24 protein-coding genes are annotated in these 24115 nt (G+C 67.2%); 10 read left to right on the top strand and 14 right to left on the bottom strand.

Annotation, left to right across the window (positions count from 1 at the left end):
- Position 1 precedes the first annotated feature (1 nt).
- Positions 2-931: an alpha/beta hydrolase gene (locus ACSFCA_RS17490; protein WP_435460380.1), complete on the bottom strand. Its 930-nt coding sequence runs from the start codon at positions 929-931 to the stop codon at positions 2-4.
- A gap of 35 nt (positions 932-966) precedes the next feature.
- On the bottom strand, positions 967-1452 hold the full coding sequence (locus tag ACSFCA_RS17495) for an Lrp/AsnC family transcriptional regulator (protein WP_093055402.1): 486 nt from the start codon (positions 1450-1452) through the stop codon (positions 967-969).
- A gap of 136 nt (positions 1453-1588) precedes the next feature.
- On the opposite strand from ACSFCA_RS17495, the gene ACSFCA_RS17500 reads away from it, so the two are divergent.
- Positions 1589-2605 carry a 1-aminocyclopropane-1-carboxylate deaminase gene (locus ACSFCA_RS17500; protein ID WP_093055400.1) on the top strand — a complete coding sequence of 339 codons (1017 nt, stop codon included), beginning with the start codon at positions 1589-1591 and terminating at the stop codon, positions 2603-2605.
- Positions 2606-2618: 13 nt separating this feature from the next.
- Here ACSFCA_RS17500 and pyk read toward each other — a convergent pair whose 3' ends face one another.
- The 3 genes from pyk to ACSFCA_RS17515 all read right to left on the bottom strand — a co-directional run bounded on the left by pyk (position 2619) and on the right by ACSFCA_RS17515 (position 6356).
- Positions 2619-4067 (bottom strand): pyruvate kinase, encoded by a 1449-nt coding sequence (pyk, locus tag ACSFCA_RS17505; RefSeq protein WP_093055398.1) that lies wholly within the window; start codon positions 4065-4067, stop codon positions 2619-2621.
- 86 nt (positions 4068-4153) lie between these two features.
- Positions 4154-5359 carry a phosphoglycerate kinase gene (locus ACSFCA_RS17510; RefSeq protein WP_435460379.1) on the bottom strand — a complete coding sequence of 402 codons (1206 nt, stop codon included), beginning with the start codon at positions 5357-5359 and terminating at the stop codon, positions 4154-4156.
- Positions 5360-5450: 91 nt separating this feature from the next.
- On the bottom strand, positions 5451-6356 hold the full coding sequence (locus ACSFCA_RS17515; RefSeq protein WP_435460378.1) for a LysR family transcriptional regulator: 906 nt from the start codon (positions 6354-6356) through the stop codon (positions 5451-5453).
- Positions 6357-6447: 91 nt separating this feature from the next.
- Here ACSFCA_RS17515 and ACSFCA_RS17520 point away from each other — a divergent pair, with 91 nt between their 5' ends.
- From ACSFCA_RS17520 to ACSFCA_RS17545, 6 genes are read left to right on the top strand one after another with little or no spacing between them, the layout of a single operon-like run.
- Complete coding sequence (locus tag ACSFCA_RS17520; protein WP_258352273.1) at positions 6448-6990, top strand: VOC family protein; 543 nt, start codon at positions 6448-6450, stop codon at positions 6988-6990.
- Positions 6983-8104 carry an alpha/beta hydrolase family protein gene (locus tag ACSFCA_RS17525; protein WP_435460377.1) on the top strand — a complete coding sequence of 374 codons (1122 nt, stop codon included), beginning with the start codon at positions 6983-6985 and terminating at the stop codon, positions 8102-8104. The genes ACSFCA_RS17520 and ACSFCA_RS17525 overlap by 8 nt, the downstream gene beginning before the upstream one ends.
- Positions 8105-8111: 7 nt before the next feature.
- Complete coding sequence (locus tag ACSFCA_RS17530; protein WP_435460376.1) at positions 8112-9761, top strand: FAD-dependent oxidoreductase; 1650 nt, start codon at positions 8112-8114, stop codon at positions 9759-9761.
- The gene (locus tag ACSFCA_RS17535; RefSeq protein WP_258352270.1) at positions 9758-9961 is read left to right on the top strand and encodes a DUF2783 domain-containing protein; all 204 of its coding nucleotides are present in this window, start codon (positions 9758-9760) and stop codon (positions 9959-9961) included. Before ACSFCA_RS17530 ends, ACSFCA_RS17535 begins: the two co-directional genes overlap by 4 nt.
- On the top strand, positions 9958-10923 hold the full coding sequence (locus tag ACSFCA_RS17540) for an MBL fold metallo-hydrolase (RefSeq protein ID WP_258352269.1): 966 nt from the start codon (positions 9958-9960) through the stop codon (positions 10921-10923). Before ACSFCA_RS17535 ends, ACSFCA_RS17540 begins: the two co-directional genes overlap by 4 nt.
- 40 nt (positions 10924-10963) lie before the next feature.
- A complete protein-coding gene (locus tag ACSFCA_RS17545) occupies positions 10964-11938 on the top strand; it encodes a Bug family tripartite tricarboxylate transporter substrate binding protein (protein ID WP_435460375.1) in 975 nt (324 codons plus the stop codon).
- Between the two features lie 4 nt (positions 11939-11942).
- On the opposite strand, the gene ACSFCA_RS17550 is transcribed toward ACSFCA_RS17545, so the two are convergent.
- The 5 genes from ACSFCA_RS17550 to def are packed head-to-tail and all read right to left on the bottom strand — an operon-like array spanning position 11943 to position 15010.
- Positions 11943-12254, bottom strand: coding sequence for an AzlD domain-containing protein (locus tag ACSFCA_RS17550; protein WP_126021278.1), 312 nt, complete (start codon positions 12252-12254; stop codon positions 11943-11945).
- 32 nt (positions 12255-12286) lie between these two features.
- Positions 12287-13027 carry an AzlC family ABC transporter permease gene (locus ACSFCA_RS17555; protein WP_258352266.1) on the bottom strand — a complete coding sequence of 247 codons (741 nt, stop codon included), beginning with the start codon at positions 13025-13027 and terminating at the stop codon, positions 12287-12289.
- A complete protein-coding gene (gene fmt, locus ACSFCA_RS17560) occupies positions 13027-13986 on the bottom strand; it encodes a methionyl-tRNA formyltransferase (RefSeq protein ID WP_435460374.1) in 960 nt (319 codons plus the stop codon). The genes ACSFCA_RS17555 and fmt overlap by 1 nt, the downstream gene beginning before the upstream one ends.
- Positions 13983-14486 carry a hypothetical protein gene (locus tag ACSFCA_RS17565; protein ID WP_258352264.1) on the bottom strand — a complete coding sequence of 168 codons (504 nt, stop codon included), beginning with the start codon at positions 14484-14486 and terminating at the stop codon, positions 13983-13985. Before ACSFCA_RS17565 ends, fmt begins: the two co-directional genes overlap by 4 nt.
- Before the next feature lie 5 nt (positions 14487-14491).
- Positions 14492-15010 carry a peptide deformylase gene (gene def / locus ACSFCA_RS17570; RefSeq protein ID WP_093055375.1) on the bottom strand — a complete coding sequence of 173 codons (519 nt, stop codon included), beginning with the start codon at positions 15008-15010 and terminating at the stop codon, positions 14492-14494.
- Between the two features lie 159 nt (positions 15011-15169).
- Here def and ACSFCA_RS17575 point away from each other — a divergent pair, with 159 nt between their 5' ends.
- Genes ACSFCA_RS17575 through ACSFCA_RS17585 form a run of 3 tightly spaced genes read left to right on the top strand, consistent with a single transcriptional unit; the run spans position 15170 to position 18113 of the window.
- On the top strand, positions 15170-16387 hold the full coding sequence (locus tag ACSFCA_RS17575) for a LysM peptidoglycan-binding domain-containing protein (RefSeq protein ID WP_258352263.1): 1218 nt from the start codon (positions 15170-15172) through the stop codon (positions 16385-16387).
- A gap of 33 nt (positions 16388-16420) precedes the next feature.
- The gene (dprA, locus tag ACSFCA_RS17580) at positions 16421-17560 is read left to right on the top strand and encodes a DNA-processing protein DprA (protein WP_258352262.1); all 1140 of its coding nucleotides are present in this window, start codon (positions 16421-16423) and stop codon (positions 17558-17560) included.
- Positions 17561-17594: 34 nt separating this feature from the next.
- Complete coding sequence (locus tag ACSFCA_RS17585; protein WP_435460373.1) at positions 17595-18113, top strand: Smg family protein; 519 nt, start codon at positions 17595-17597, stop codon at positions 18111-18113.
- Between the two features lie 13 nt (positions 18114-18126).
- On the opposite strand, the gene ACSFCA_RS17590 is transcribed toward ACSFCA_RS17585, so the two are convergent.
- The 4 genes from ACSFCA_RS17590 to yajC all read right to left on the bottom strand — a co-directional run bounded on the left by ACSFCA_RS17590 (position 18127) and on the right by yajC (position 23967).
- A complete protein-coding gene (locus ACSFCA_RS17590; RefSeq protein ID WP_435460372.1) occupies positions 18127-20532 on the bottom strand; it encodes a DUF1631 family protein in 2406 nt (801 codons plus the stop codon).
- A 157-nt stretch (positions 20533-20689) separates the two neighbouring features.
- Entirely contained in the window at positions 20690-21643 is a 954-nt protein-coding gene (gene secF, locus ACSFCA_RS17595) for a protein translocase subunit SecF (RefSeq protein WP_093055365.1), read from the bottom strand.
- A gap of 18 nt (positions 21644-21661) precedes the next feature.
- On the bottom strand, positions 21662-23545 hold the full coding sequence (gene secD / locus ACSFCA_RS17600; RefSeq protein WP_258352259.1) for a protein translocase subunit SecD: 1884 nt from the start codon (positions 23543-23545) through the stop codon (positions 21662-21664).
- A gap of 89 nt (positions 23546-23634) precedes the next feature.
- Positions 23635-23967, bottom strand: a complete 333-nt coding sequence (gene yajC / locus ACSFCA_RS17605) for a preprotein translocase subunit YajC (protein WP_013544185.1) — start codon at positions 23965-23967, stop codon at positions 23635-23637.
- Positions 23968-24115: the final 148 nt, after the last annotated feature.

The following is a 24115-nucleotide window of genomic DNA, read 5'->3' on the forward strand; positions in this document are numbered from 1 at the left end:
TCTACCGAGCCCCCTTGTGGGACAGGACTGACGCCAACCCGAGGAACTCCATCACCGGCGGCAGCACCGGCCCGCCCAGCCACTGGATGGGCCTGGCGAAAGCGCCGATCAGCGTCACGTGGCTCAGGTTGTCGAACAGCCTGACCTGCACCGGCACGCCCGCCGCGCGTAGCGCCGTGGCCATCTGCCCGGTGTTGCGGTCGGGGTAGACCAGGTCGTCTTTCGATGCAGCCATGAGCAGCGCGCGCGGCGAGGCTGGCGTGACATGCGCCAGCGGTTGCGAGTCGCCCGGCGTGTCCGGCCAGTTGAAAGCGACCTGCGCCTGCGGGTCGCCGATAGGCAGGAAGTCGTAGGGGCCGGCCAGGCCGATCCAGCCCGCGAGCTGCTTCGGGCTGGCGCCCACCTCGCCGAGCCAGCGCTCGTCGAGTGCCACCATCGCGGCGTTGTAGCCGCCCGAGCTGTGGCCCATCACGAACACCTGCTTCGGGTCGGCACCCAGCCGGGCCGCGTTGTCGAGCGCCCATTTGACGGCCAGCGCGCTGTCGCGCACGAACGCCGGGTAAGTGAAGGCCGGCGACAGCCCGTAGTCGGGCACCACCACCACCGCGCCGCGCGCGGCCAGCGCCTCGCCGACGAACCTGTAGCTGGCGCGGTCGCCGGTCGTCCAGGTGCCGCCGTAGAAGAACACGACCAGCGGCCGCGCACCCTGGGCCGGCTGGGTGGCCGGCAACGGCTGGTACACGTCGAGCAACTGGCGGGGCACCTGGCCGTAGGCGATGCCGCCCCGGAACTGGTAGGTGTCGGTGGGCACCAGGCCGTTGAGCACCTTGACCGGCGAGCAGGCCGAGAGCACTGCGGCGACGATGGCGCAGAGGGCGATGAAGAAAGCGCCGCGGCGCCGGCGGAGTGACGCGAAGGTGGGAAGACTCATCGCAACAGTACGCACGCAGGCCGGCGCCGGTTTCGTCAGATCGGCAACTGCGTGGTCGACAGCACCTGCTTGAGCACGACGAAAGTCCGGACCTGCCGCACCCCCGGTAGGTACAGCAGCTGCTCTGCATGCAGGTGGTTGAAGCTGTCGTTGTCGCGCGTGCGAACGAGCATGAAGTAGTCGAACTCGCCCGTGACCACGTGGCATTCGAGACACCCCGACACCTTCTGCGCGGCCTTCTCGAAGTCGGCGAACGAGTCGGGCGTGGAGCGGTCAAGCACCACGCCGATCATCACGAGCATGCCGACGTCGAGCGCGTCGGCATCGAGCAGGGCGACGATGCCCTTGATGAACCCCTCCGCCTTGAGCCGCTCGACACGGCGCAGGCAGGCGGCGGCGCTGAGATTGACCTTGGCGGCCAGCGCCACGTTCGACAGCGAGGCGTCGCGCTGCAGGGCGCGCAGGATGGCGCGGTCGGTGCGATCGAGCTCCGGCGCGATACGCAATTTTGTTGTGCTCATGCCTTATTTTTTGGCCTGAAAGTTTTTGATCTGGCCATAGTGCCTTTTTTTCTCGAGCGAATCCAGAAAACTTCGCAAGCACGTTGCGTTCGCTTCTTTCTACGATCTAAGGCTTCAACCCCCTGGAGCCGCACCCATGAATCTGAAGAAGTTTCCCCGCTACGCCCTGACCTTCGGCCCAACGCCGATCCACCCGCTGAAGCGGCTGAGCGCGCACCTCGGCGGCAAGGTCGACCTTTATGCCAAGCGCGAGGACTGCAACAGCGGCCTGGCCTTCGGCGGCAACAAGACGCGCAAGCTCGAATACCTGATCCCCGAGGCGCTCGAGGGCGGCTACGACACGCTGGTGTCCATCGGCGGCATCCAGTCGAATCAGACGCGGCAGGTGGCCGCAGTGGCCGCGCACCTCGGGCTGAAGTGCGTGCTGGTGCAGGAGAACTGGGTCAACTACTCCGACGCGGTGTACGACCGGGTCGGCAACATCGAGATGTCACGCATCATGGGCGCCGACGTGCGGCTGGACGCGGCGGGTTTCGACATCGGCATCCGCAAGAGCTGGGAAGACGCGATGGAGAGCGTGCGCAAGGCAGGCGGCAAGCCGTTCCCGATTCCGGCAGGCTGCTCGGAGCATCCGCGCGGCGGGCTCGGCTTCGTGGCCTTTGCCGAGGAAGTGCGCCAGCAGGAGGCCGAGCTGGGCTTCAAGTTCGACTACATCGTGGTCTGCGCGGTCACCGGCAGCACGCAGGCCGGCATGGTGGTGGGCTTCGCGGCCGACGGCCGGGCCGACCGCGTGATCGGCATCGACGCCTCTGCCAAGCCGCAGCAGACCTTCGACCAGATCCTGCGCATTGCGAAGAACACGGCCGAGCTGGTGGAACTGGGCCGCGACATCACCGAGAAAGACGTGGTGCTCGACCGCCGCTTCGGCGGCCCCGAGTACGGGCTGCCGAACGACGGCACGCTGGAAGCGATTCGCCTGTGCGCGCGCTTCGAGGGCATGCTGACCGACCCCGTGTACGAGGGCAAGTCGATGCACGGGATGATCGAAAAAGTGCGGCTCGGGGAATTCCCGGCCGGCTCGAAGGTGCTGTATGCGCACCTGGGCGGGGTGCCCGCCCTGAACGCCTACAGCTTCCTGTTCAGGAACGGTTGAGCCGCCTTCGGGCTCAGCTAGCGCGGCAGATCTTCAGCATATTGGTGCCGCCAGGGGCACCCATCGGCTCGCCGCAGGTGATGGCGTAGACGTCGCCGCTCTGCACGATGCCGCGCTTCTTCAGGTGGTTTTCAGCCTGCTGCAGCGCGGTGTCGCGGTCGCTTTCCGAATCCATCAGCAGCGGACGCACGTTGCGGTACAGCGCTAGCTTGCGCTGCGTGGCCAGCCGCGAGGTCAGCGCGTACATGGGAATGTGCGCGCGGTGGCGGCTCATCCACAGGATGGTGGAGCCCGATTCGGTCAGCGCCACGATGGCCTTGGCGCCCAGGTGGTGGGCCGTGAACAGCGCGCCCATGGCGATCGACTGGTCGATGCGGCTGTAGGTCTTGCCGCTGAAATCGGCGTCGAGCGTCTTGTCTTCGGCAGCTTCGGCGGCTTCGCAGATGCGGCTCATCTCCTGCACGGTCTCGAGCGGGTAGCGGCCCGAGGCGGTTTCGGCCGAGAGCATCACGGCGTCGGTGCCGTCGAGCACGGCGTTGGCCACGTCGCTCACTTCGGCGCGCGTGGGCACGGGGTTGGTGATCATCGACTCCATCATCTGGGTCGCGGTGATCACCACCTTGTCCATGTCGCGCGCCATGCGGATCATCTTTTTCTGCAGCGCCGGCACGGCCGCGTTGCCCACCTCGACCGCGAGATCACCGCGCGCAACCATGATGCCGTCGCTGGCGCGCAGGATTTCTTCCAGCTTCGGAATGGCTTCGGCGCGTTCGATCTTGGCGATCATGCCGGGCTTGTGGCCGTACTCGGCCGCGGCCACGTTGCACAGCTGGCGCGCCATTTCCATGTCGGTGGCGTTCTTCGGGAAGCTCACGGCCACGTAGTCGGCCTGGAAGCTCATCGCGGTCTTGATGTCTTCCATGTCCTTGGCGGTCAGCGCGGGCGCCGTGAGGCCGCCGCCCTGCTTGTTAATGCCCTTGTTGTTCGACAGCTCGCCGCCCAGCTTGACGGTGGTGTGCACGGCCTCGCCCTTGACGGCGTCGACGGTCAGCACGATGAGGCCGTCGTTCAGCAGCAGCCTGTCGCCGGGCTTCACGTCGCGCGGGAGGTCCTTGTAGTCGAGGCCAACGGCATCTGCGTCGCCGAGTTCGGTGCGCGAGGCGTCGAGCACGAACTTGGCGCCCGGCTCCAGCCAGACCTTGCCCTGCGCGAACTTGCCGACGCGGATCTTGGGGCCCTGCAGGTCGGCCATGATGGCCACTTCGCGGCCGGCCTTGCGGGCGGCTTCGCGCACCATGGCGGCGCGGTCGATGTGGTCTTGCGCTGTGCCGTGACTGAAGTTCAGCCGCACCACGCTGACCTTGGCCTGGATCATCTTTTCCAGCAATTCGGGGGTGCTGGACGCCGGACCGAGCGTGGCAACGATCTTGGTGGCGTGGCGGGGGATGCGGTCCGTGCTCATGAGGGTAGTCTCCGTTTTGTATTCGCTACTGTATACACTTTGTGTGTCGGACGGAAGTCACTCCATGAGATTTCCCGCCAGCCGGATCAACCAGCCGCGCGCTTCGACAGGATCTCGAAGGCCGGCAGGGTCTTGCCTTCCAGCACTTCCAGGAAGGCGCCGCCGCCGGTCGAGATGTAGCCGACCTGCTTTTCGATGCCGTACTTGGCGATGGCAGCCAGCGTGTCGCCGCCACCGGCGATCGAGAAGGCGCTGCTGTCGGCAATGGCTTGCGCGATGGCCTTGGTGCCATTGGCGAAAGCGTCGAACTCGAACACGCCCACCGGGCCGTTCCAGACGATGGTGCCGGCTTCTCGCAGCTGCGCAGCCAGGATCGCAGCCGTCTTGGGGCCGATGTCGAGGATCAGGTCGTCGTCGTCCACGTCGCTCGCGTCCTTGACGGTGGCGGCCGCATCGGCCGCGAAGGTCTTGGCCGTGACCACGTCCACCGGAATCGGCACGTCGGCGCCGCGCGCGCGCATGGCGTCGATCACCGCCTTGGCCTGGTCAACCAGGTCGGGCTCGGCCAGCGACTTGCCGATCTTCAGGCCCGCCGCGAGCATGAAGGTGTTGGCGATGCCGCCACCCACGATCAGCTGGTCGACGTTGGCCGACAGGCTCTTGAGGATGGTGAGCTTGGTGCTGACCTTCGAGCCCGCCACGATGGCCACCAGCGGGCGCTTGGGCTGCGCCAGCGCCTTGGTGATGGCGTCGATCTCGGCCGCCAGCAGCGGGCCGGCCGCGGCGATCTTCGCGAACTGCGCGATACCGTAGGTGGTGGCCTCGGCGCGGTGGGCGGTGCCGAAGGCGTCATTCACGTAGATGTCGGTGAGCGCAGCCAGCTTTCGGGCCAGCGCCTCGTCGTTCTTCTTCTCGCCCTTGTTGACGCGGCAGTTCTCGAGCAGCACGACCTGCCCGGGCTTGACCTCGACGCCGTCGACCCAGTTGGCGATCAGCGGCACCCCATTTTCGTAGGGGTGGCCGAGCAGCTCGCCCAGGCGCTTGGCAACGGGGGCCAGCGAGTCTTCGGGCTTGAACTCGCCTTCGGTCGGGCGGCCCAGGTGCGACGTGACCATCACGGCGGCGCCTGCGTCGAGCGCCAGCTGAATGCAAGGCACCGAGGCGCGCACGCGCGTGTCTTCGGTGATGTTGCCTGCGTCGTCCTGCGGCACATTGAGGTCGGCACGGATGAAGACGCGCTGGCCGGCGGCTTTGCCCTGTGCGCAGAGGTCGGCGAATCGAATGACGTTCATGGATCTGGAGGAGGTAGAAGACGGGTCGGCCTGCATTGTAGGTTTGGCCCCACTGCCGCTCTACGCGCCTCTTGCCGCACTCCGATGCTTTTCAGCCCTTTTGCTGCGCCTTGGCAAAGCTTTCGAGAATGCCGACAAAGCTCGCGGCCGCCGGCGACAGCGAGCGCCGCGCCGCGCTGTAGACGCACACCTCGCGGTGAAAGTCGGGCGATTCGAGCCGCACCATCTGCAGGCCATGGGCGCGCACCAGCGGTGCGGAATAGGTCGGGCACACGGTAAGCCCCAGCCCCGAGGCCACCATGCCGAGGGCGGTGGTCATGTACGACACCTCCTGAGTGCCGGGGCGCAGCATGTAGTCGCGCTCTGCCGGGGCCAGCTCGGGCAGCACGCGCTGGCGAAAGTCGCGCGTGGGGGCGATGAAGGTGTAGGGCTCGAGCTCGTGCCATCGCACTTTGCGGCGGTTGGCAAAGGCGTGGCCGGGCGGGCAGATCAGCCAGTGCCGGTCGCGCAGCAGCGTGCGGCGCTCGATGGCGCCATCGACGGCCACGTCCTGCCCCACGGCCAACTCCACGTCGCCGACCGTCACCCCTGCGAGCAGGTGCTCGGGCAGCGTATCGGTCAGGCGCACGTCCACGTCGGGGTACTGCTCGCGGTAGAGCGCTATCACGCGCGGCATCAACGTGCAGGCCATGAGCTGCGGCGCCGCAAGCCGTAGCAAGCCTTTCTTCTTGTCACGCAAATCCGTGACGTCGGCCACCGCGCTCGTCAGGTCGCCGAGCAGGCGATGCACCGACGGCAAGAACTCGCGCCCCGCCTCCGACAGCTGCACGCTGCGGGTGTTGCGGTCGAGCAGCTGCACGCCCATTTCGCGTTCGAGCTCACGCACCAGTACGCTGAGCGCCGACTGCGTGAGGTGCAGTTGCTGCGCCGCCGCGGTGAAGCTGCCGGTTTCGGCCACGGCGGCGAAGGCGCGCAACTGGCGCAGGGTGAGGTTCATATATATGGTTATTTCATCAATCGATGAATTAATTTCGATTGCATCATAAGACCCGGCGTCGCCCAATACCGGCTCACTGGAGACACGAGCCATGCCGACCCCACCACCCGTGCGCGGGCTGCACCACTTCGCCTGGCGCTGCCGCGACAGCGAGGAAACCCGCCGCTTCTACGAAGACCTGCTGGGCCTGCCGCTGGCCCACGTCATCAAGAGCGACCACGTGCCGAGCACGGGCGAGTACTGCCCCTACGTGCACATCTTTTTCCAGATGCGCGACGGCTCGTACATCGCCTTCTTCGACCTGGGCGACGACATTGCCGCACTGCCCTCGCCCAACACGCCCTCGTGGGTGAACCACATCGCGCTGCGCGTTGATTCAGTGGCCGACCTGCTGGCCGCCAAGGCGCGGCTCGAAGGCGCCGGCGTCGAGGTGCTGGGCGTGACCGACCACCACATCATCGAATCGATCTACTTCTTCGACCCCAACGGCATCCGCGTGGAGCTGACCACGCCGACCGTGCCGCAGGCCGAGATGGACGCGCACGCGCTGCGCGCCCGTGCCGACCTCGATGCGTGGACCGTGCGCAAGGCCGAGCTTCGTGCCGCAGCAGCAAAGGGTGCGCCGAATGTCTGAGCTGCAACTCGCCGTCATCGACGTGAAGCCCGGCGCGGCGATGGAGAGCCAGTCGGGCCTGCAGATGCTGCGCCCGCGCATCTACGGCGCCTTCCGCGCACCGCAAGGCCCGAAGAAGGTCGCCGCCATCGTGATGCACCCGACCAGCAACTTCATGGGCCACTACCTGATCGGCCCGCTGGCCGAGCGTGGCATCTGCTGCATGGGGCTCAACTCGCGCTTCGTGGGCAACGACACGGTGCTGCTGATGGAGCGTGCCATTCAAGACCTGGGCGCCGGCGTGCAGTACCTGCATGCGGCGGGCTACGAGAAGGTGTTCCTCGTCGGCAACTCGGGCGGCGCCGCGCTCGCGAGCTTCTACCAGGCGCAGGCCGAGAAGCTCACGGCCACGCACCTGCCCGACGGCGACCCCACGCACCTGCACCCGAGCGACCTGCCGCCCGTGGACGGCATCGCGCTGTGCGCCGCGCACCTGGGCCGCACGCGGCTGATGCGCGACTGGATCGACCCGTCGGTCACCGACGAGCACGACCCGCTCTCGGTGAACCCCGAGCTCGACATGTACGACCCGCGCCACCGCGTGCCCTACGACAGCGACTTTCTCGCGCGCTTCAGCGCGGCGCAAAAGGCGCGGCTGGACCGCATCGAGCAATGGGCCATCGAGCGCCTCGCGCTGCTGCGCAGCACGCCGGGCGCGCCGCGCGACCAAACCTTCATCGTCTACCGCACGCATGCCGATCCGCGCTGCGTGGACCTCTCGCTCGACGCGAACGACCGCCAGCCCGGCAGCGTGTGGGGCGACGCACGGCAGGTGAACTACTCGGCCAATGCGATGGGGCGCACCACCTCGCTGACCGCCTTCCTGTCGCAATGGTCGTCGCGCTCGCAGGCCGACGGGCCGACGAACCTCGCGCGCACCACGGTGCCGAAGCTGCTGCTGACCTACACGGGCGACCAGTCGACCTTTCCGAGCACGCGCGATGCGTGGATGGCAGCGGGCGGATCGCGCATTCGCAATGTCGACATCGTCGGCGGCAACCACTACCTCGCAGGACAGCCGGAGCTGGTTCCCAAGGCGGCGGATGCCATCGCCGAGTTCGCGCACGCGCTGTAGAAGAGACATGGAAAACTTTGCTTTCGCACCGGCCTACGAACTGCCGGTCTGGCCCTTCACGCCACCGCCCGAACTGGGCGGCACGAAGGTCGTGCGCCACCCCATCGTGATCGTCGGCGCCGGCCCCTCGGGCCTCACGCTGGCCTGCGACCTCGCGCAACGCGGCGTGCGCGCCGTGCTGATAGACGAGGACGACACCGTCGGCGTGCGCGGTGCATCGTCGCGCGGCATCTGCTACGCGCAAAAGAGCCTGGAGATCTTCGAGCGACTGGGCATCTACGAGCGCATCGCGGCCAAGGGCATCACGTGGTCGTTCGGCCGCACCTTCTCGGGCGAGCAGGAGGTCTACAACTTCAACCTGCAGGCCAACAGCGTTTCGAGGCAGCCGCCCTTCATCAACCTGCAGCAGTTCTACGTCGAGTGGTTCCTGGTCGAGCGCATCCTCGAACTCGGGCTGACCGACGTGCGCTGGAAGAGCCGCGTGACCCGCGTCGAGCAACTGGCCGACGGCGTGCGCCTGGACATCGAAACGCCCGCCGGCAGCTACACCATCGAAGCCGACCGGCTGATCGACGCGACGGGCGCCAACAGCCCGATCCGCACGCAGCTCGGCATCGAGGCGCACGCGTCGCGCAGCACCGACCGCTGGTGCATCAGCGACGTGCGCTTCAAGAAGCCGTTGCCGACCGAGCGCTGGACCTGGGTGGATGCACCGTTCAACGAAGGTCGCGGCGTGTGGCAGCACCTGATGGCAGACGGCGTATGGCGCATCGACTACCAGATGCCCGAAGACTGCGACACGGCCTACATCAGCCAGCCCGAGGTGGCGGGCGCGCGATTGCGCGAGCAGCTCGGGCCCGACGTGGAGTTCGAGTTCGTGTGGATCGGGCCGTACGGCTACCGCGACCACCTGCTCGACAGCTTCCGCCACGGCCGCATGTTCTTCATCGGCGATGCGGCGCACGTGGTGAGCCCTTTCGGCGCGCGCGGCGGCAACAGCGGCATCCAGGATGCGGCCAACCTCGGCTGGAAGCTCGCGCTCGTCGCACAGGGCAAGGCCGGTGACGCGCTGCTCGACAGCTACGACTCGGAGCGCCAACCCGCCGCGAAGCAGAACCTGCAGGTGACGAGCCGGTCAGCACGCTTCCTGGCGCCGCGCTCGCCAGCCGAGCACACGCTGCGCCGCGCCGTGGTGGCGCTGGCTGCGCGCCATCCGTTTGCGCGGGCGCTGGTGAACACCGGGCGCATGTCGGTCGCCAACGACTACCCGGCCGCGCCGCAACTCCCCGAGGGCGGGCACTCGGTGCAGAACCTGCCGCTGCACTGGGCCGATGGCCGCGAGACGACGCTGATGCAGTTGCTGTCCGAGGGCACGCACTGCATCGGCCTCTGGTTCGCGCCGACGCGCGAGCAAGCAAAGGCGGCTCTCGATGCCACGGCGTCGCTGCCGCTGCAGCTGCTGGCCGTGGGAGGAGACAGCGGCCTGCCCACGCTGCAGGCCGACGACAGGCTCGCGAGCCATCTCGGCATCGGCGACGCGGGCAGCTTTGCTCTCGTGCGGCCCGACGCCTATCGCGCCGCCTTGCTGGCGAACGCCGCGCCGAAAACCATCGCCTCCGCCTTGCGCACCGCGCTGGCCCACAACAGCCAACCATGATCACCGAGCCTCGCATCCCCGACCCCGACGGCTTCTACGCGGCCCTCCTCGCCGCGCACGAAGGCCACAGCGACGCACAGAGCGCCGACCTCAACGCCCGCCTCGTGCTGCTGCTGGCCAACCAGTGCGCAGACCAGGACGTGCTGCTCGCCTGCATCCGCGCAGCCGCTGAAGACACCACGACAACAACCGCCCCATGACCACTTCCGTCTCTTTCGCCTCTGCTTCCGACACCCGCGAGCAGAAGCCGCAACTGCACGAACTCGCACCCGATGTCTACGGCTACATCAGCGACTTTGATCCCAACTGCGGCTTCGTCGTCGGCGACGAGCAGGTGGTGCTGATCGACACGCGCCCCACGCCACGCATGGCGCGCGACTTTCTCGCGGCCATCCGCACGGTGACCGACAAGCCCGTCCGCACCATCGTGCTCACGCACTACCACGCAGTGCGCGTGATGGGCGCAAGCGCCTTCGACGAAGTGAAGGACATCATCGCGAGCAACGGCACGCTCTACTGGATCCGCACGCGCGGCCAGGCGGATTTCGATTCGGAAGTCGGCCGCTTTCCGCGCCTGTTCGTCGGCGTCGAGGAGATTCCGGGCCTGACCCTTCCGACGAAGGTCTTCGAGCGCGAGATGACGCTGCAGCTCGGCGGTGGCCGTGAATTGCATCTGAAGGCGCTGGGCCGCGGTCACTCGGGCGGCGACACCGTCGCATGGCTGCCCGACTGCGGCGTGCTGTTTTCCGGCGATGTGGTCGAGAACCGCTGCGGGGTGTACGCGGGCGACGCCTACATCGGCGACTGGGCCGGCACGCTCGACGCGGTGGCGGCGCTGAAGCCGCGCGTGCTGGTGCCCGGGCGTGGCGCGGTGCTGCAGGACGAAGCCGCATGCGCCGAGGCCATCGGGCTCACCAAAGCATTTCTCTCGACGCTGCTCGACAGCGTGAAGGCCGGCATCGCGGCGGGCGACACGCTGCGCGGCTGCTACGCGCGCGCCGAGGCGGCGATGACGCCGCGCTTCGGCAACTGGCCCGTGTTCCAGCACGTGCTGCCCTTCGACGTCTCGCGCGCGTACGACGAACTGCGCGGCATCGAACACCCCGTGGTGTGGACCGCCGAGCGCGACCGCGAGCTGTGGCAGACGCTGCGCGGCGAATGACCTGAACCGATTTCAAAACAAGCAACGGAGACAAGAGACGATGAAGCGATTCCTTCTGCCCCTGCTGGGCGCCGCCCTCACGCTGGCCAGCAGCCTTGCATCGGCGCAGCCGGCCGCCTATCCCAGCCAGCCCGTCAAATGGATCGTGCCCTACGTGGCCGGCGGCGGCACCGACAACCTGGCCCGCACGCTGGCCGAGGCAATGCAGCCTTCGCTGGGGCAGCCGCTCATCATCGACAACCGGCCCGGTGCGTCCACCAACATCGGCGTGTCCGTGATGATGCAGGCCAAGCCTGATGGCTACACGATCATGCAGGCCGAGAACGCGGCGCTGCTCTTCAACGAGCACATGTTCGCCAAGCTGCCGTACAAGCCGGCGAGCGACTTCACCTACATCGGCACCATCGGCCGCTTTCCGGTGGCGCTGGTGGTGCACCCCGACTTTCCCGCGAAGAACGTGGCGGAGTTCGTGCGCTACGTGAAGGCCAACCCCGACAAGGTGAGCTACGCCTCGCCCGGCAACGGCTCGCCGCACCACATGGCGATGGAGCTCTTCAAGCAGAAGGCCGGCCTGACGATCACGCACGTGCCGTACAAGGGCGCCGCGCCCGCCATGACCGACGTGATGGGCGGCCAGGTGCCGGTGATGATGCTGGACCTGGCCTCGGGCCTGCCGATCATCAGGTCGGGCAAGGTGCGGGTGCTGGCCATTGCGCTGCCGCAGCGCGCGGGCGCCCTGCCGGATGTGCCGACCTTCGTCGAGGCCGGCTTCAGCGACGTCAACGCCTACGCCTTCCACGGCCTGATCGGCCCGGCCGGTATGCCGGCCGAAGCGGTGGCACGGCTCAACGGCGAGCTGCACAAGGCGATGAAGGCGCCGAAGGTGGTGAAGCTGTTCGCGGACTTCGGCTTCGAGGCACTGCCCGGAACGCCGCAGGATTTCTACAAGCTGTCTCGCGCCGAGAGCGAGCGCTGGGGAAAGATCATTGCGGCCGCTGGCGTGAAGCTGGATTGACCCGCTACCAGCCCAGGCCGAGGTGCAACGGCAAGTACACCGCCATGCCGGCCAGCATGGTGCCCAGCACACCGCGCCGCCAGTAGAAATACGCCGCGCCAACGACCGCCGCATACAGGCGTGCGTCATGCAGCGTGGTGATGAGGTGGCCCTGCGTCATGACGATCTCGGGTGCGATCACGCCCGCGAGCGCGGCGGCCGGCGCGTAGTGCAGTGCGCGGTGCGCCCACTCGGGCAGGCCCCAGGGCCGGTCGAGGATGAAGAAGAAGCAGCGCGTGAGCACGGTGACGAGCGCCAGCCCGACGATCACGGCCATGGTCCACCAGTCTGTGGTCGCGCTCACGCCGCTCACTTGTCGTCCTCCGCCGTGGGGTCGAGGCCGAACTGCTTTTCGAGCCAGAAGCACAGCAGCACGGCCACGCCGATGGCGACCACGATGTTGAGCTTCAGGGGCAGCGAGTAAGCCGCGACGGCAGTGGCGCCGGCAATGAGCGCGGCCAGCACGCGCAGGCGCGTCGTCGCCATCGAGCAGACGATGGCGACCAGGCTCAGCACGCCCGCGAAGCTCAGGCCCCAGGTCTGCGGGATGAAGTTGGCCAGCGCCACGCCCAGCAGGCTCATGCCCATCCAGGCGCCCCAGGTCACGAAATAGTTGCCGGTGAGGTAGGCCTCTTGCGCTTCCTGCTCGGCGATGGTCAGCGGCGGCTTCGGGTACTTCCTGGTGAAGAGCGCGTAGCTCATGTCCGCCGTGAGGTAGCCGTGCGTCATGCGGCGCCAGCGCGGCATGTGCATGAGGTAGGGCCGCAGGTGCAGGCTGAACACCACGAAGCGCAGGTTGACGCAGAAGCCCGTGGCCAGGATGACCCAGGCAGGGGCGCCTGCGAACAGCAGCGGAATGGCGGCGAGCTGCGAGCTGCCGGCGTACACCAGCAGCGTCATCGCCAGCGCCTCGATCACGCTCATGTTCGACTTGACCATGGCCACGCCGGTCATGAGCCCCCAGGCGCCGATGCCCATCGCCACCGGGGACATGTCGCGCATGCCGACGCGGAATTCAGGGCGGCTGCGGATGCTTTTCGAGAGAAACATCAGCCGAACACCTGCCCGGGCTTCAGGTCGAAGCCGCGCAGGAAATCGGCCACGGGCAGGCGCTTGCCGCCCGGACGCTGGAGTTCGGTGACGTTCACGACCGAGTCGGTTGCCGCGACGGCCACGCCGGCATCGCTGACGGCCAGGATCGTGCCCGGCGCGGCGGACGCCTCGGGCGAGCCTGCAGAGTGGGCGGCCCAGAGCTTGACGGTCTCGCCGTCGAGCGGGCTGTTGGCGCCCGGGAACGGATCGAAGGCGCGAATGCGGCGCACGATGGCGTCGGCCGGCTGGGCCCAGTCGATCAGCGCTTCATGCTTCTCGACCTTGTTGGCGTAGGTGACGCCTTCGGCGGGCTGCCGCGTGCGGGTAAGGGTGCCAATGCGCGCCAGCGCCTCGACGATCATCTTTCCGCCCAGATCAGCCAGGCGGTCATGCAGGCGGGCGGTGTTGTCTTCGCTGCCGATGTCGACTGCCTCGCGCAACAGCATGTCGCCAGTGTCGAGGCCGGCGTCCATCTGCATGATGGTGATGCCGGTCTGCGCGTCGCCTGCCTCGATGGCGCGGTGGATGGGCGCGGCGCCGCGCCAGCGTGGCAGCAGGCTCGCGTGGATGTTGAGGCAGCCGTGCGTCGGCAGGTCGAGCACCCACTGGGGCAGGATCAGGCCGTAGGCGGCGACCACCATCACGTCGGGCTTGGCGGCCAGCAAGGTGTCGCGCGCGGCCGAAGCTTCGTCGGGGTACTTGCCGTCCAGTCGCAGGCTGCGCGGCTGAGCCACGGGCCAGTTGTTGGCAACGGCGCATTGCTTGACGGGGGAGGCCTGCAGCTTCATGCCGCGGCCGGCGGGGCGGTCGGGCTGGCTCATCACCAGCACGATGTCATGGCCGGCGGCGGCAATGGCTTCGAGGGCGACGCGCGCGAACTCCGGCGTGCCCGCAAAAACGACTCTGAGGCGGCTCAATCCCGGATCCGATCGAAATCGAGATCGTCCCCCGTGTGATAGCGCCGGACCACGCCGGTCGGATCGATGTAGATGTACAGCATGCGGCGCTCGTTCACGGCCTTGTAGCGCCAGGTCCAGACCGCGCCGTCGAAGGAGCTGACGCGGGTGATTTCATAAGGACGGCCGTAGAAGGCCATCACGTCGTTCTGGCGCCACTGGTTGACCTTGATGTCGTAGCCGAAGCGCGCTTCGCTGAGCACCTGCGTCACCGAGACGACCTTGCCCGAGGCGTCGACGTCGATGTCGGTGACCTCGAAGCCGGCCGGCATGCGCGAGTACTGCAGCCGCTCGCCACCACCAGTGAGCGGGTAGCGGCCGGTGGGGGCGCCCAAACGCTGCAGGGTGTCGGCGGCGGTGGCACCGGGTTGCACGCGCGTGGGTTCGTTGGCGCAGCCGGCAATGAGCCCCAGCCCGGCGACCGCCAGTGCCGCAAGGCAGCCGAGGCGCCGTGCCGCCATGGCGTTCAAGCCCGTTCCCGCATGTCTTCGCGCTGCTGCTTCAGCAGCTTGCTCTTGATGCGGTTGCGCTTCAGGGGGGAGAGGTATTCGACGAACACCTTGCCCAGCAGGTGGTCGAGTTCGTGCTGGATGCACACGGCCAGCAGGCCGTCGGCCTCGATGCTGCGCGATTCGCCGTTCTCGTCGAGCGCCTGCACCTTGACCGAAGTGGAGCGCATCACGCCGTCGTAGATGCCGGGCACCGAGAGGCAGCCTTCTTCGTTCAGCACCTTTTCGTCGCTGGCCCAGGTGATTTCGGGGTTGATCAGCACGATCGGCTGGTTACGCTCCTCGGACACGTCGATGACGACGAGGCGCTCGTGCACGTCGACCTGGGTCGCTGCCAGACCGATGCCGTTGGCGTCGTACATGGTTTCCAGCATGTCGGCGACCAGGGTCTTGATGCGTGCGTCGACGCCCTGCACCGGCTTGGCCACGGTGTGCAGGCGTTTGTCCGGGTAACTCAGAATGATTCGTTTGGCCATGAAATCGGGGGAAAGTTGTGGCTATTTTCGCCAATTCCGCGACGTGACGCGCCATCTGGCCCCGAAAACGTTGCCCTCCCAAGGGGTTCAGCGCAGAATTCGTAGCAAATTGTGAGATTCGTATGCGCAGCGATACGTCGCGCGCTCACCCATCCAGACATGAAAAAGCTCAGACTCACCGACCGCCAGCGCCCCTCCCTCCTTGCCACGCTGACAGCCCTGGCGGTGATCGGCAGTTGCGGCGCCACGACAGCCTGGGCTCAGAACTACCCCGTCACGCCGCAGCAGCGCGCCACCGCCCAGCAGACCGCCCAGGCCGGCGTGCCGCTGAACGAACTGTCGCCCAAGGCGCCCGACGAATACACCGTCAAGTCCGGCGACACGCTCTGGGCCATCTCCCGCCTCTACTTGCTGCACCCCTGGCGCTGGCCGGAGCTGTGGGGCATGAACATCAATGAAATCGCCAACCCGCACCGGATCTATCCGGGCCAGGTGCTCTACCTGGACAAGAGCGGTGGCCGCGCCCGCCTGACCACCCGCCGCGGCGGCTTCAGCGGCGACGGCGGAACCATCAAGCTGTCACCTCGCACCCGTTTCGACTCGCTGGCCGGCATGGCACTGCCCACGCTCAACCCGAGCATCATCGAGCCCTTCCTCAGCGAACCCATCGTGGTGGACGCCGGCACGCTGGAAAGCGCCCCGCGCATCGTCGCGGGCAACGACAGCCGCGTGCTGCTGTCGCGCGGCGACCGGGCCTATGCCCGCGGCAACGCCGAATCGCCGCTGGTCGAGACACCGGGCCCGGTGCAGAACTTCCGCATCTTCCGCAACGCCACGCCGCTGAAGGACCCGGGCACGGGCGAAATCCTCGGCTACGAGGCGCAGTACCTGGGCAAGGCCCGACTGCAGCGCGGCGAATCGACCACCGTCGAAACGGTGGAAGACAAGGACGTCATCACCGTGGTGCCGGCCAGCATCGACATCATCGCGTCGCGCGAGGAAATGCGCGCCGGCGACCGCCTGCTGCCCGAGCCGCCGCGCCAGCTGCTGAGCTACGTGCCGCGCGCACCGTCGACGCAGGTCGACGGCCGCATCATCTCGGTCTACGGCAACGCGGTGCAGTTCGCGGCGCAAAACCAGGTGGTGGCCATCAACAAGGGCACGCGCGACGGCATCGACAACGGCCACGTGCTGGCCATCTTGAAGAACGGCGAGACCATCCTCGACCGCACCGGCGCCCGCAAGGAAACCATCAAGCTGCCGAACGAACGCATCGGCCTGCTGATGGTGTTCCGCACCTTCGAGAAGGTTTCGTACGCACTGGTGCTCGAAATCAACGACACTCCGCGCGCCGGCGACTTCCTCGTCAATCCCTGACCTGCGACTCCGGCTTTCCTTCTCGACACTCGTTTGGAACGCGCAGAACTCGCAGGCTGGCTGCGACTTTCACTGACGCCCGGCATCGGTGACGGTGCCGCGCGCCGTTTGCTCGCGGCCTTTGGCCTGCCTGAGGGCGTCTTCGCGCAGCCGCATGCCGCGCTGCGCGAGGTCGTCTCCTCTGCGCAGGCCGAGGCGCTGCTGCAACCGCCCGTGGGCCTGCAGACACAGATCGACCAGACCTGGCAGTGGCTCCACACGACCGACAACGGTGTCTCGCGCCGCGTCGTGACGCTGGGCGATGCCAGCTACCCGGCCTCGCTGCTCGAGATGGCCGACCCGCCGTTGATGCTCTACGTGGTCGGCGCCGCCAGCTTCGACCTCACGCAGCTCGGCCACAGCATCGCCGTGGTGGGCAGCCGCAATCCAACGCCGCAGGGCGCGACCAATGCGCGCAGCTTCGCGCGGGCGCTGGGCGAGGCGGGGCTGCCCGTGGTCTCAGGACTGGCGCTGGGCGTCGACGGCGCGGCGCACCAGGGCGCGCTCGATGCGGCCGGCGATGCCCCGCGGCTCGCGACGGTGGCCGTGGTGGGCACCGGGCTCGACCGCGTCTACCCCGCCCGGCACCGCGACCTGGCGCACCGCATCACGCTGCAAGGGCTGATCGTGAGCGAGCTGCCGCTGGGCACGCCGCCGCTCACGCAGAATTTTCCGAAGCGCAACCGGCTGATCGCCGGGCTGGCGCGCGGCACGCTGGTGGTCGAGGCGGCGCTGCAGTCGGGCTCGCTGATCACCGCACGGCTCACGTCGGAGCAAGGCAAGGAAGTGTTCGCCATTCCGGGCTCGATCCATTCGCCGCAATCGCGCGGCTGCCACGCGCTGATCCGCCAGGGCGCAAAGCTCGTGGAGTCGGTGAGCGACATCCTCGAAGAACTTCCGCCCCTCGGGGCACCAGTTGCGGCCGCGGCCCCTGCCGGCAACGGGCACCCTGCTGCCGCCACTGAAGACCCGCTGCTGGAGGCCCTCGGCTTCGACCCCGTCAGCCTCGACGCATTGAGCGCGCGCACCGGATGGAGCGCGGCCGCGCTGCAGGCGAAGATGCTCGAGCTCGAGCTGGAAGGCCATATCTCACGCCTGCCGGGCGGACTCTTCCAGCGAGCGGCTTCCACCTAGTCTGGATTGCACGAACGTCGGCTATATTGGGCTCATGTTCGAAGTGCTTGTTTTTGTGTACGAAAACTATTGGCGCGGCGATGCCTGCCCAGAGCCGGAGCAACTGGGCCGCAAGCTCAGTGCACACGGCTTCGAGGCAGAAGAAATCCGCGAGGCCCTTCACTGGCTCGACGGCCTCAGCCTTGCAACGCAAGGCATGCAGATCGAACGCAGCGCCAACGACGAGGCCAGCGCCACGATCGTTCTTCGAGGCACACCCGAAGCGGCCATGCCGCAGTCAGACGACGCAATGCGCGTCTACTCGCAGGCCGAGCAGGAACACCTTGGTGCCGAGTGCCTCGGCTTCATCTGCTTTCTCGAATCGTCGAACGTGCTGCCCTGCGGCCTGCGCGAGATCGTCGTCGAACGCGCAATGGCGGCGCCCGGCGATCCGGTCGCGCTCGACGAGCTGAAGATCATCGTGCTGATGGTGCACTGGAGCACCGGCATCGAGCCTGATGCGCTGGTGCTCGACGAACTGTGCGAGAGCCGCGAAGGCCGCACGGCACACTGACCCAGGCTCGCTGCTAGTTCAGTAGCCGCTCCGGGTTGGCATCCAGCTTCGCCAGCGCCTCGCGCGTGGCGCGCACCGTGAGCGTTTCTTCTTCGGCCGGCACCAGCAGACCCGCCTGCAGGTAGGTTGCAAGCCGGCCGGCTTGAATGAGGAAGCTGCGCCCGTCCGACGTTGCGAACAGATGCAGCTGCTTGCGCTCGCTGCGCCAGACGAACTGCACCTGGCTCACGCGATCGTTGTGATCGAGCATGAACCAGTTGCCCACCTGCAGCTCGTGCGCCCAGGCAATCATGTCCTCGGGCACCTTGGTGCCGGCAGCGTCCGGAATGACTTCGATCGATGCCGCATCCACGCCCAGCAGCAGTTCGATGCTGTGGGCATCGAGCGGCAGGTCGGCGGTGCCGCCCACGTCGCTCACGAAGTCTTCCAGGTGCGCCAGCCGCTCGGCCATCGCCTCGATCTTGGCCTGCGGAATGGCTTCGGTCTTCGACAGGAAGGCGTCGGACAGCGTGGCGCCGATGGTCTTGATGTGGGCTTCCTGCGGCTCGTCGACGATGCCCAGCAGCGCCATGCCCTGGCGCAGGCGCTGCAGCAGCTGCGGCAGGTCCTGGATGACGCGGGCGCGGTCGGTGCGGTTGGGCTTGGCGCTCGCGGCCCACACCAGCTCGGAGGCCACGCGCTTGAGCATGACGGTCTGCTCGCCCTGCGCGCCGTAGCGCAGCGCGGCAATGGCCAGCACCTCGGCCCAGATCTTGAAGAGAAACTCGCGGATCTCGTCGCGCACCGGCATGTCGTTGAGCATCTTGCGCAACTCGATGGTGTACTGGATCGCCATCGTTTCCTTCTGCTCGACCTGCTGTGCCACGCTCATCACGCGCTGCGTGGTGTCGCTCTGCGTCAGGTAGCGGTTGAGGAAGGCGACGAACTCGTCGAACACCAGCTTGAACACGCGCTGGCCGGTTTCGGGGTATTGCTCGATCACCTGCACCACGCGGCGGATCTCGCCCTCCAGCGCGCTGCCGGTGATGGCGGCCGCGTCGAAGCCCATGACGCACGAGCCCATGCGGTCGATCAGCATGCGCGCGGGGTGCTGCAGGGTTCCGAAGAACTCGGGCTCGGCAATGGCCACGCGCAGCACCGGCATCTGCAGGCGCGCGAACCAGACGCGCGCCGAGAACGGAATGCGCTCCTCGGCCAGGATGGCCTGGAACATCAGCGCCACGATCTCGACCGTGGCCTTGTCGGCCGTAGTGGGCGCGCGCTTCTTGAGCTCGGTGCTGCGCCGGCGCAGGTCGACTGCCGTCTGCTGGATCAGCGTGGCCTGTTCGGCCGCGCCGTCCATGTACTGCGTAGCTGCCATCCGGTAGGCGACCTCGGCGTCGGCGATGGCGCCGGCGAAGGTCCGGGAGAACACGCGGGGCGCCGCAATGCCGCCGCCCTGGCCCGGTTGGCCGCTACCACCCGTGGCGCGCCCTTCCGCGCCTGCAGTCTGGAACTGCCCGGCGGAACCGCCCGCCTCGCCACCGATACGTGCGGTCACGAAGCGCTTGAGGCTCAGCAGAGCGGTCTGCGCACGCTGCCGCGCGATCGAAAGCGGCGAGCCGCCGGTGGTCGACGCGGGCGCCGCAGCCACGGTCGACGGCACGGACGCCTGCTGCCCTCCGAATCCATAACCAGGCCGCTGCGCGCTGTGGGGTCCGCCGGAGGACATGCCGCTGTCCACAGGCGCGGCGCCCGATCCGCCGCCGCTACCACCGCCGCCCCCCGCACTGCCAGTGCGACGGACAAAGCTCTTGAGGTCGATCTCCTGCATCACGCCGTTGGCGATCAGGTAGGCATTGGCGCTCTCGTAGGCCTTGACGACCACCTCGACCAGACCCTGCTGCACTGTGTCCTGCACGCGGGTCCAGAGCCCCCGGCTCAGGCCGACCGCCAGCCATTGCTCGACCAGCAGCTTGGCGAGCGTCTCGGGCTTGAGCACGTCCTTGGAATCGAGTTCGGTGGTGCCTTCGAGGTGCTGGATGCGCAGGCGCAGGTCGCTGAGTTCGAAGCTGGCTTTGTCGTGAATCAGCTGCGCGAGGCGCGAGGAGAGGATGTTGCTTTCCACCACTTCGTCGCCGATCAGCTCGAGCCGCAGCGCCGAAGGCAGGGTCGACGGACTGCCGGAGCCGGCGCCCAGCGCCTTGCGCCAGCCGGTCTGCGCGAGCGTCACCCACTGCGTGGCCTGTCCCTGGAATGCGACGAAGTCGTCGCGGTTTTCCTGCATGGCGCGGGCTGTGCCGGCCTCGGAGGACAGCGATGTCAGCCGGTCCCGGATCGCGCGGGCCAGCGGCGCAATGGCGCCTTCCGTGGCCAATACGAAACGCTCACGCGTCTCGCGTGCGAGCTGCAGGGAAGAGGCGGACCGCGCAATGCTCATTGAAAAGTCGGAAAGGCCTGGGTAATCGATTCATCGGCAACAACCGCGAGCTTGCATCGGGAAGCGCTACCGCACAAGTGTGGAGAGTGCCCGGCGTTGCCTGCAAACCGCGGTGGCAGCGCTGCCGCCACCGCTTTGTTGAACCCCGAAGTATCCGTCAGACCACGGCGCCGGCGTTCGGGTCGTCTTCGGACTCGCCATCGCGCTTGGCCGGGCCGCCCTTGATCAGGTCTTCGCGCTTCACGCCGAGCCACATGGCGATTGCCGCCGCCACGAAGGCCGACGAGTAGATGCCGAAGCAGATGCCGATGGTCAGGGCCAGCGCAAAGTAATGCAGGGTCGGGCCGCCGAAGAAGAACATCGACAGCACCACCAGCTGGGTGGAGCCGTGGGTGATGATGGTCCGGCTGATGGTCGAGGTGATCGCGTTGTCGATGATCTCGGTGGTCGACATCTTCCGGTAGCGGCGGAAGTTCTCGCGGATCCGGTCGAAGATCACGACCGACTCGTTCACCGAGTACCCCAGCACCGCCAGCACCGCCGCCAGCACCGCCAGCGAGAACTCCCACTGGAAGAAGGCGAAGAAGCCCAGGATGATCACCACGTCGTGCAGGTTGGCCAGCACGGTAGCCAGCGCAAACTTCCATTCGAAGCGAAACGCCAGGTAGATCATGATGCCGACGACCACCATGGCCAGGGCCTTCAGGCCGTTGGTGGTGAGCTCGTCGCCGACCTGCGGGCCGACGAATTCGTTGCTGCGCAGCTCCACCGTCGGCTCGGCCGCCTTCAGCGCGGTCATCACCTCGGCGCTCTGCTGGGCGGAAGTTGCGCCCTTCTTCACGGGCAGGCGGATCTGCACCGACTTGCCGAAGCTCTGCACCTGCACTTCGGTGTAGCCCAGCGTGCCGACGATTTCTCGGACCTTGCCCACGTCGGCCGACTGCGTGTAGGCGACTTCCATCACCGTGCCGCCGGTGAACTCCACCGACAGGTGCAGCCCGCGGTGGAGCAGGAAGAACACCGCCAGCGCGAAGGTGACGAAGGAAACGATGTTCAGCACCAACGCGTGGCGCATGAACGGGATGGTCTTGTGGATGCGGAAGAATTCCATGACTGTCTCTTCTGCCTCTTACTTCGTTTCGGCCACGGCAGCGCCGTCGGTCTTGGGGCGCCAGACCGTGCCGATGGACACCGTCTTGAGCTTCTTCTTCTGGCCGTACCAGAAGTTCACGAGGCCGCGCGAGAAGAACACCGCCGAGAACATCGAGGTGACGATGCCGATGCAGTGCACCACCGCGAAGCCGCGCACCGGTCCCGAACCGAAGGCCAGCAACGCGATGCCCGCGATCAGCGTGGTCACGTTGGAGTCGAGGATGGTGCCCCAGGCGCGTTCGTAGCCTGCATGGATGGCCGCCTGCGGCGACGCCCCGTTGCGTAGCTCTTCGCGCACGCGCTCGTTGATCAGCACGTTGGAGTCGATGGCCACGCCGATGGCAAGCGCCATGGCCGCGATGCCCGGCAGCGTGAGCGTGGCCTGCAGGATCGAGAGAATGGCCACCAGCAGCATCAGGTTGACGGCCAGCGCGATCGACGAGAACAGGCCGAACAGCGCGTAGTAGATGCACATGAACACCATGATCGCGGCGAAGCCGTACATCACGCTGTCGAAGCCCTTCTTGATGTTCTCCGCGCCCTGCGTCGGGCCGATGGTGCGTTCCTGGATGATTTCCATCGGCGCGGCCAGCGAGCCGGCGCGCAGCAGCAGCGCGAGGTCGTTGGCTTCGGCCACGGTCATCGAGCCCGACACCTGGAAGCGATTGCCCAGCTCGCCGTTGATCGACGGGGCCGTGAGCACTTCGCCCTTGCCCTTCTCGAAGATCAGCATGGCCATGCGCTTCTTGTAGTTCTCGCGGCTGACGTCACGCATGATGGTGCCGCCCTTGGAGTCCATGGTCAGGTCGACCTTGGGCTGGTTGCTCTGCTGGTCGAAGCCGGGCTGCGCGTCGGTGAGGTTTTCGCCGGTGACCAGCACCTGCTTCTTAACGATCACCGGACGGCCCGAGCGGTCGAGAAATTTCTCGGAACCGAAGGGCACCGGGCCGCCGTTCAGTTCGGCTGAGCGGCCTTCGGCGCTTTCGTCCACCAGGCGCATTTCGAGCGTGGCGGTGCGGCCGATGATCCGCTTGGCCTGGGCCGGGTCCTGCATGCCGGGCAGTTGCACGACGATGCGGTCGATGCCCTGCTGCTGGATCACCGGCTCGGCCACGCCGAGTTCGTTGATCCGGTTGTGCAGCGTGGTCACGTTCTGCTTGAGCGCGGCGTCCTGGATGCGGCGGGCAGCTTCGGGCTTGATGCTGGCCACGATGCGCCATTCGGAGCCCTGCTGGCTCTCGACCGTGGTGAGGTCGGGCATCTGGTCCTGGATCAGGCGCCGGGCGGTTTCCACGCTGTCGGCGTCGCGCAGCGTGATCTCGACGGTCTGGCCGTTGCGGTTCACGGCGCTGCCGCGCACCTTCTTTTCGCGCAGGCCCATGCGGATGTCGCCGGCGAAGGACTCGGCCTTCTTGTCGAGCACGCCGCGCATGTCGACCTGCAACAGGAAGTCGACGCCGCCGCGCAGGTCGAGGCCCAGGTACATCGGGAAGGCGTGCAGCGCGGTCAGCCACGAGGGCGAGCGCGACACCAGGTTCAGCGCCACCACGTAAGAGGGGTCGTCCGCATCGGGCACCAGCGCCTGCTGCAGCGTGTCACGTGCCTTGATCTGGTCGTCGGTGGTGGCAAAGCGCGCACGCACCGCGGTGGGTTCGAGGCTCAGCAGATCGGGCGTGAGGCCCGCTGTCTTGAGCAACCCTTCGACCTTGGCCTGGGTAGCCGCATCGATCTTGACGGTGGACTTGGCCGCCGACACCTGCACTGCAGGCGCCTCACCGAAGAAATTGGGCAGGGCGTAGACGAGTCCCACGAGCAACACGATCACGATGATCGCGTACTTCCAGACCGGGTAACGGTTCATGAGAGGGCGCTTTTTACAAGCTTTTCAGAAATGGAACACGGCGTGAAATGGGGCCCTGCGCCGCAAAGCGCAAGGCTCGGCTCACGCTTTTATTTGACGGCGCCCTTGGGCAGGACCTGCACGACGGCGCTGCGCTGGATCTTGATCTCGATGCCGTTGGCGATCTCCAGGCCGAGGTACTGGTCGCCCAGCGAGGTGATCTTGCCGAGCACGCCGCCGGCGGTGGCGACTTCGTCGCCCTTGGCCAGGGCTTCGATCATGGCGCGGGCTTCCTTCTGGCGCTTCATCTGGGGCCGGATCATGACGAAATACAGCACCACGAACATCAGCACCAGGGGCAGCATGCTGCCGAGGGAAGACAACATGTCACCGCCGCCGGCTGCAGCGGGCGCGGTCTGGGCGAAAGCAGAGGAAATGAACAAGAGAGTCTCCAGCAGAGGGAAGAGAAAACGAGAGGAGCGCGGACCGGGGTCCGTCATTCCGCCTCTTCGCGGCTTCGCGGCCACAAGGGAAACGGGCCGCAAATCAAAGCTTCGCGGGGCTTGGCCGCGCACAGCACCGGGCATTGTA

It is taken from the genome of Variovorax multivorans, from assembly GCF_051216835.1.
GTDB lineage: Bacteria > Pseudomonadota > Gammaproteobacteria > Burkholderiales > Burkholderiaceae_C > Variovorax.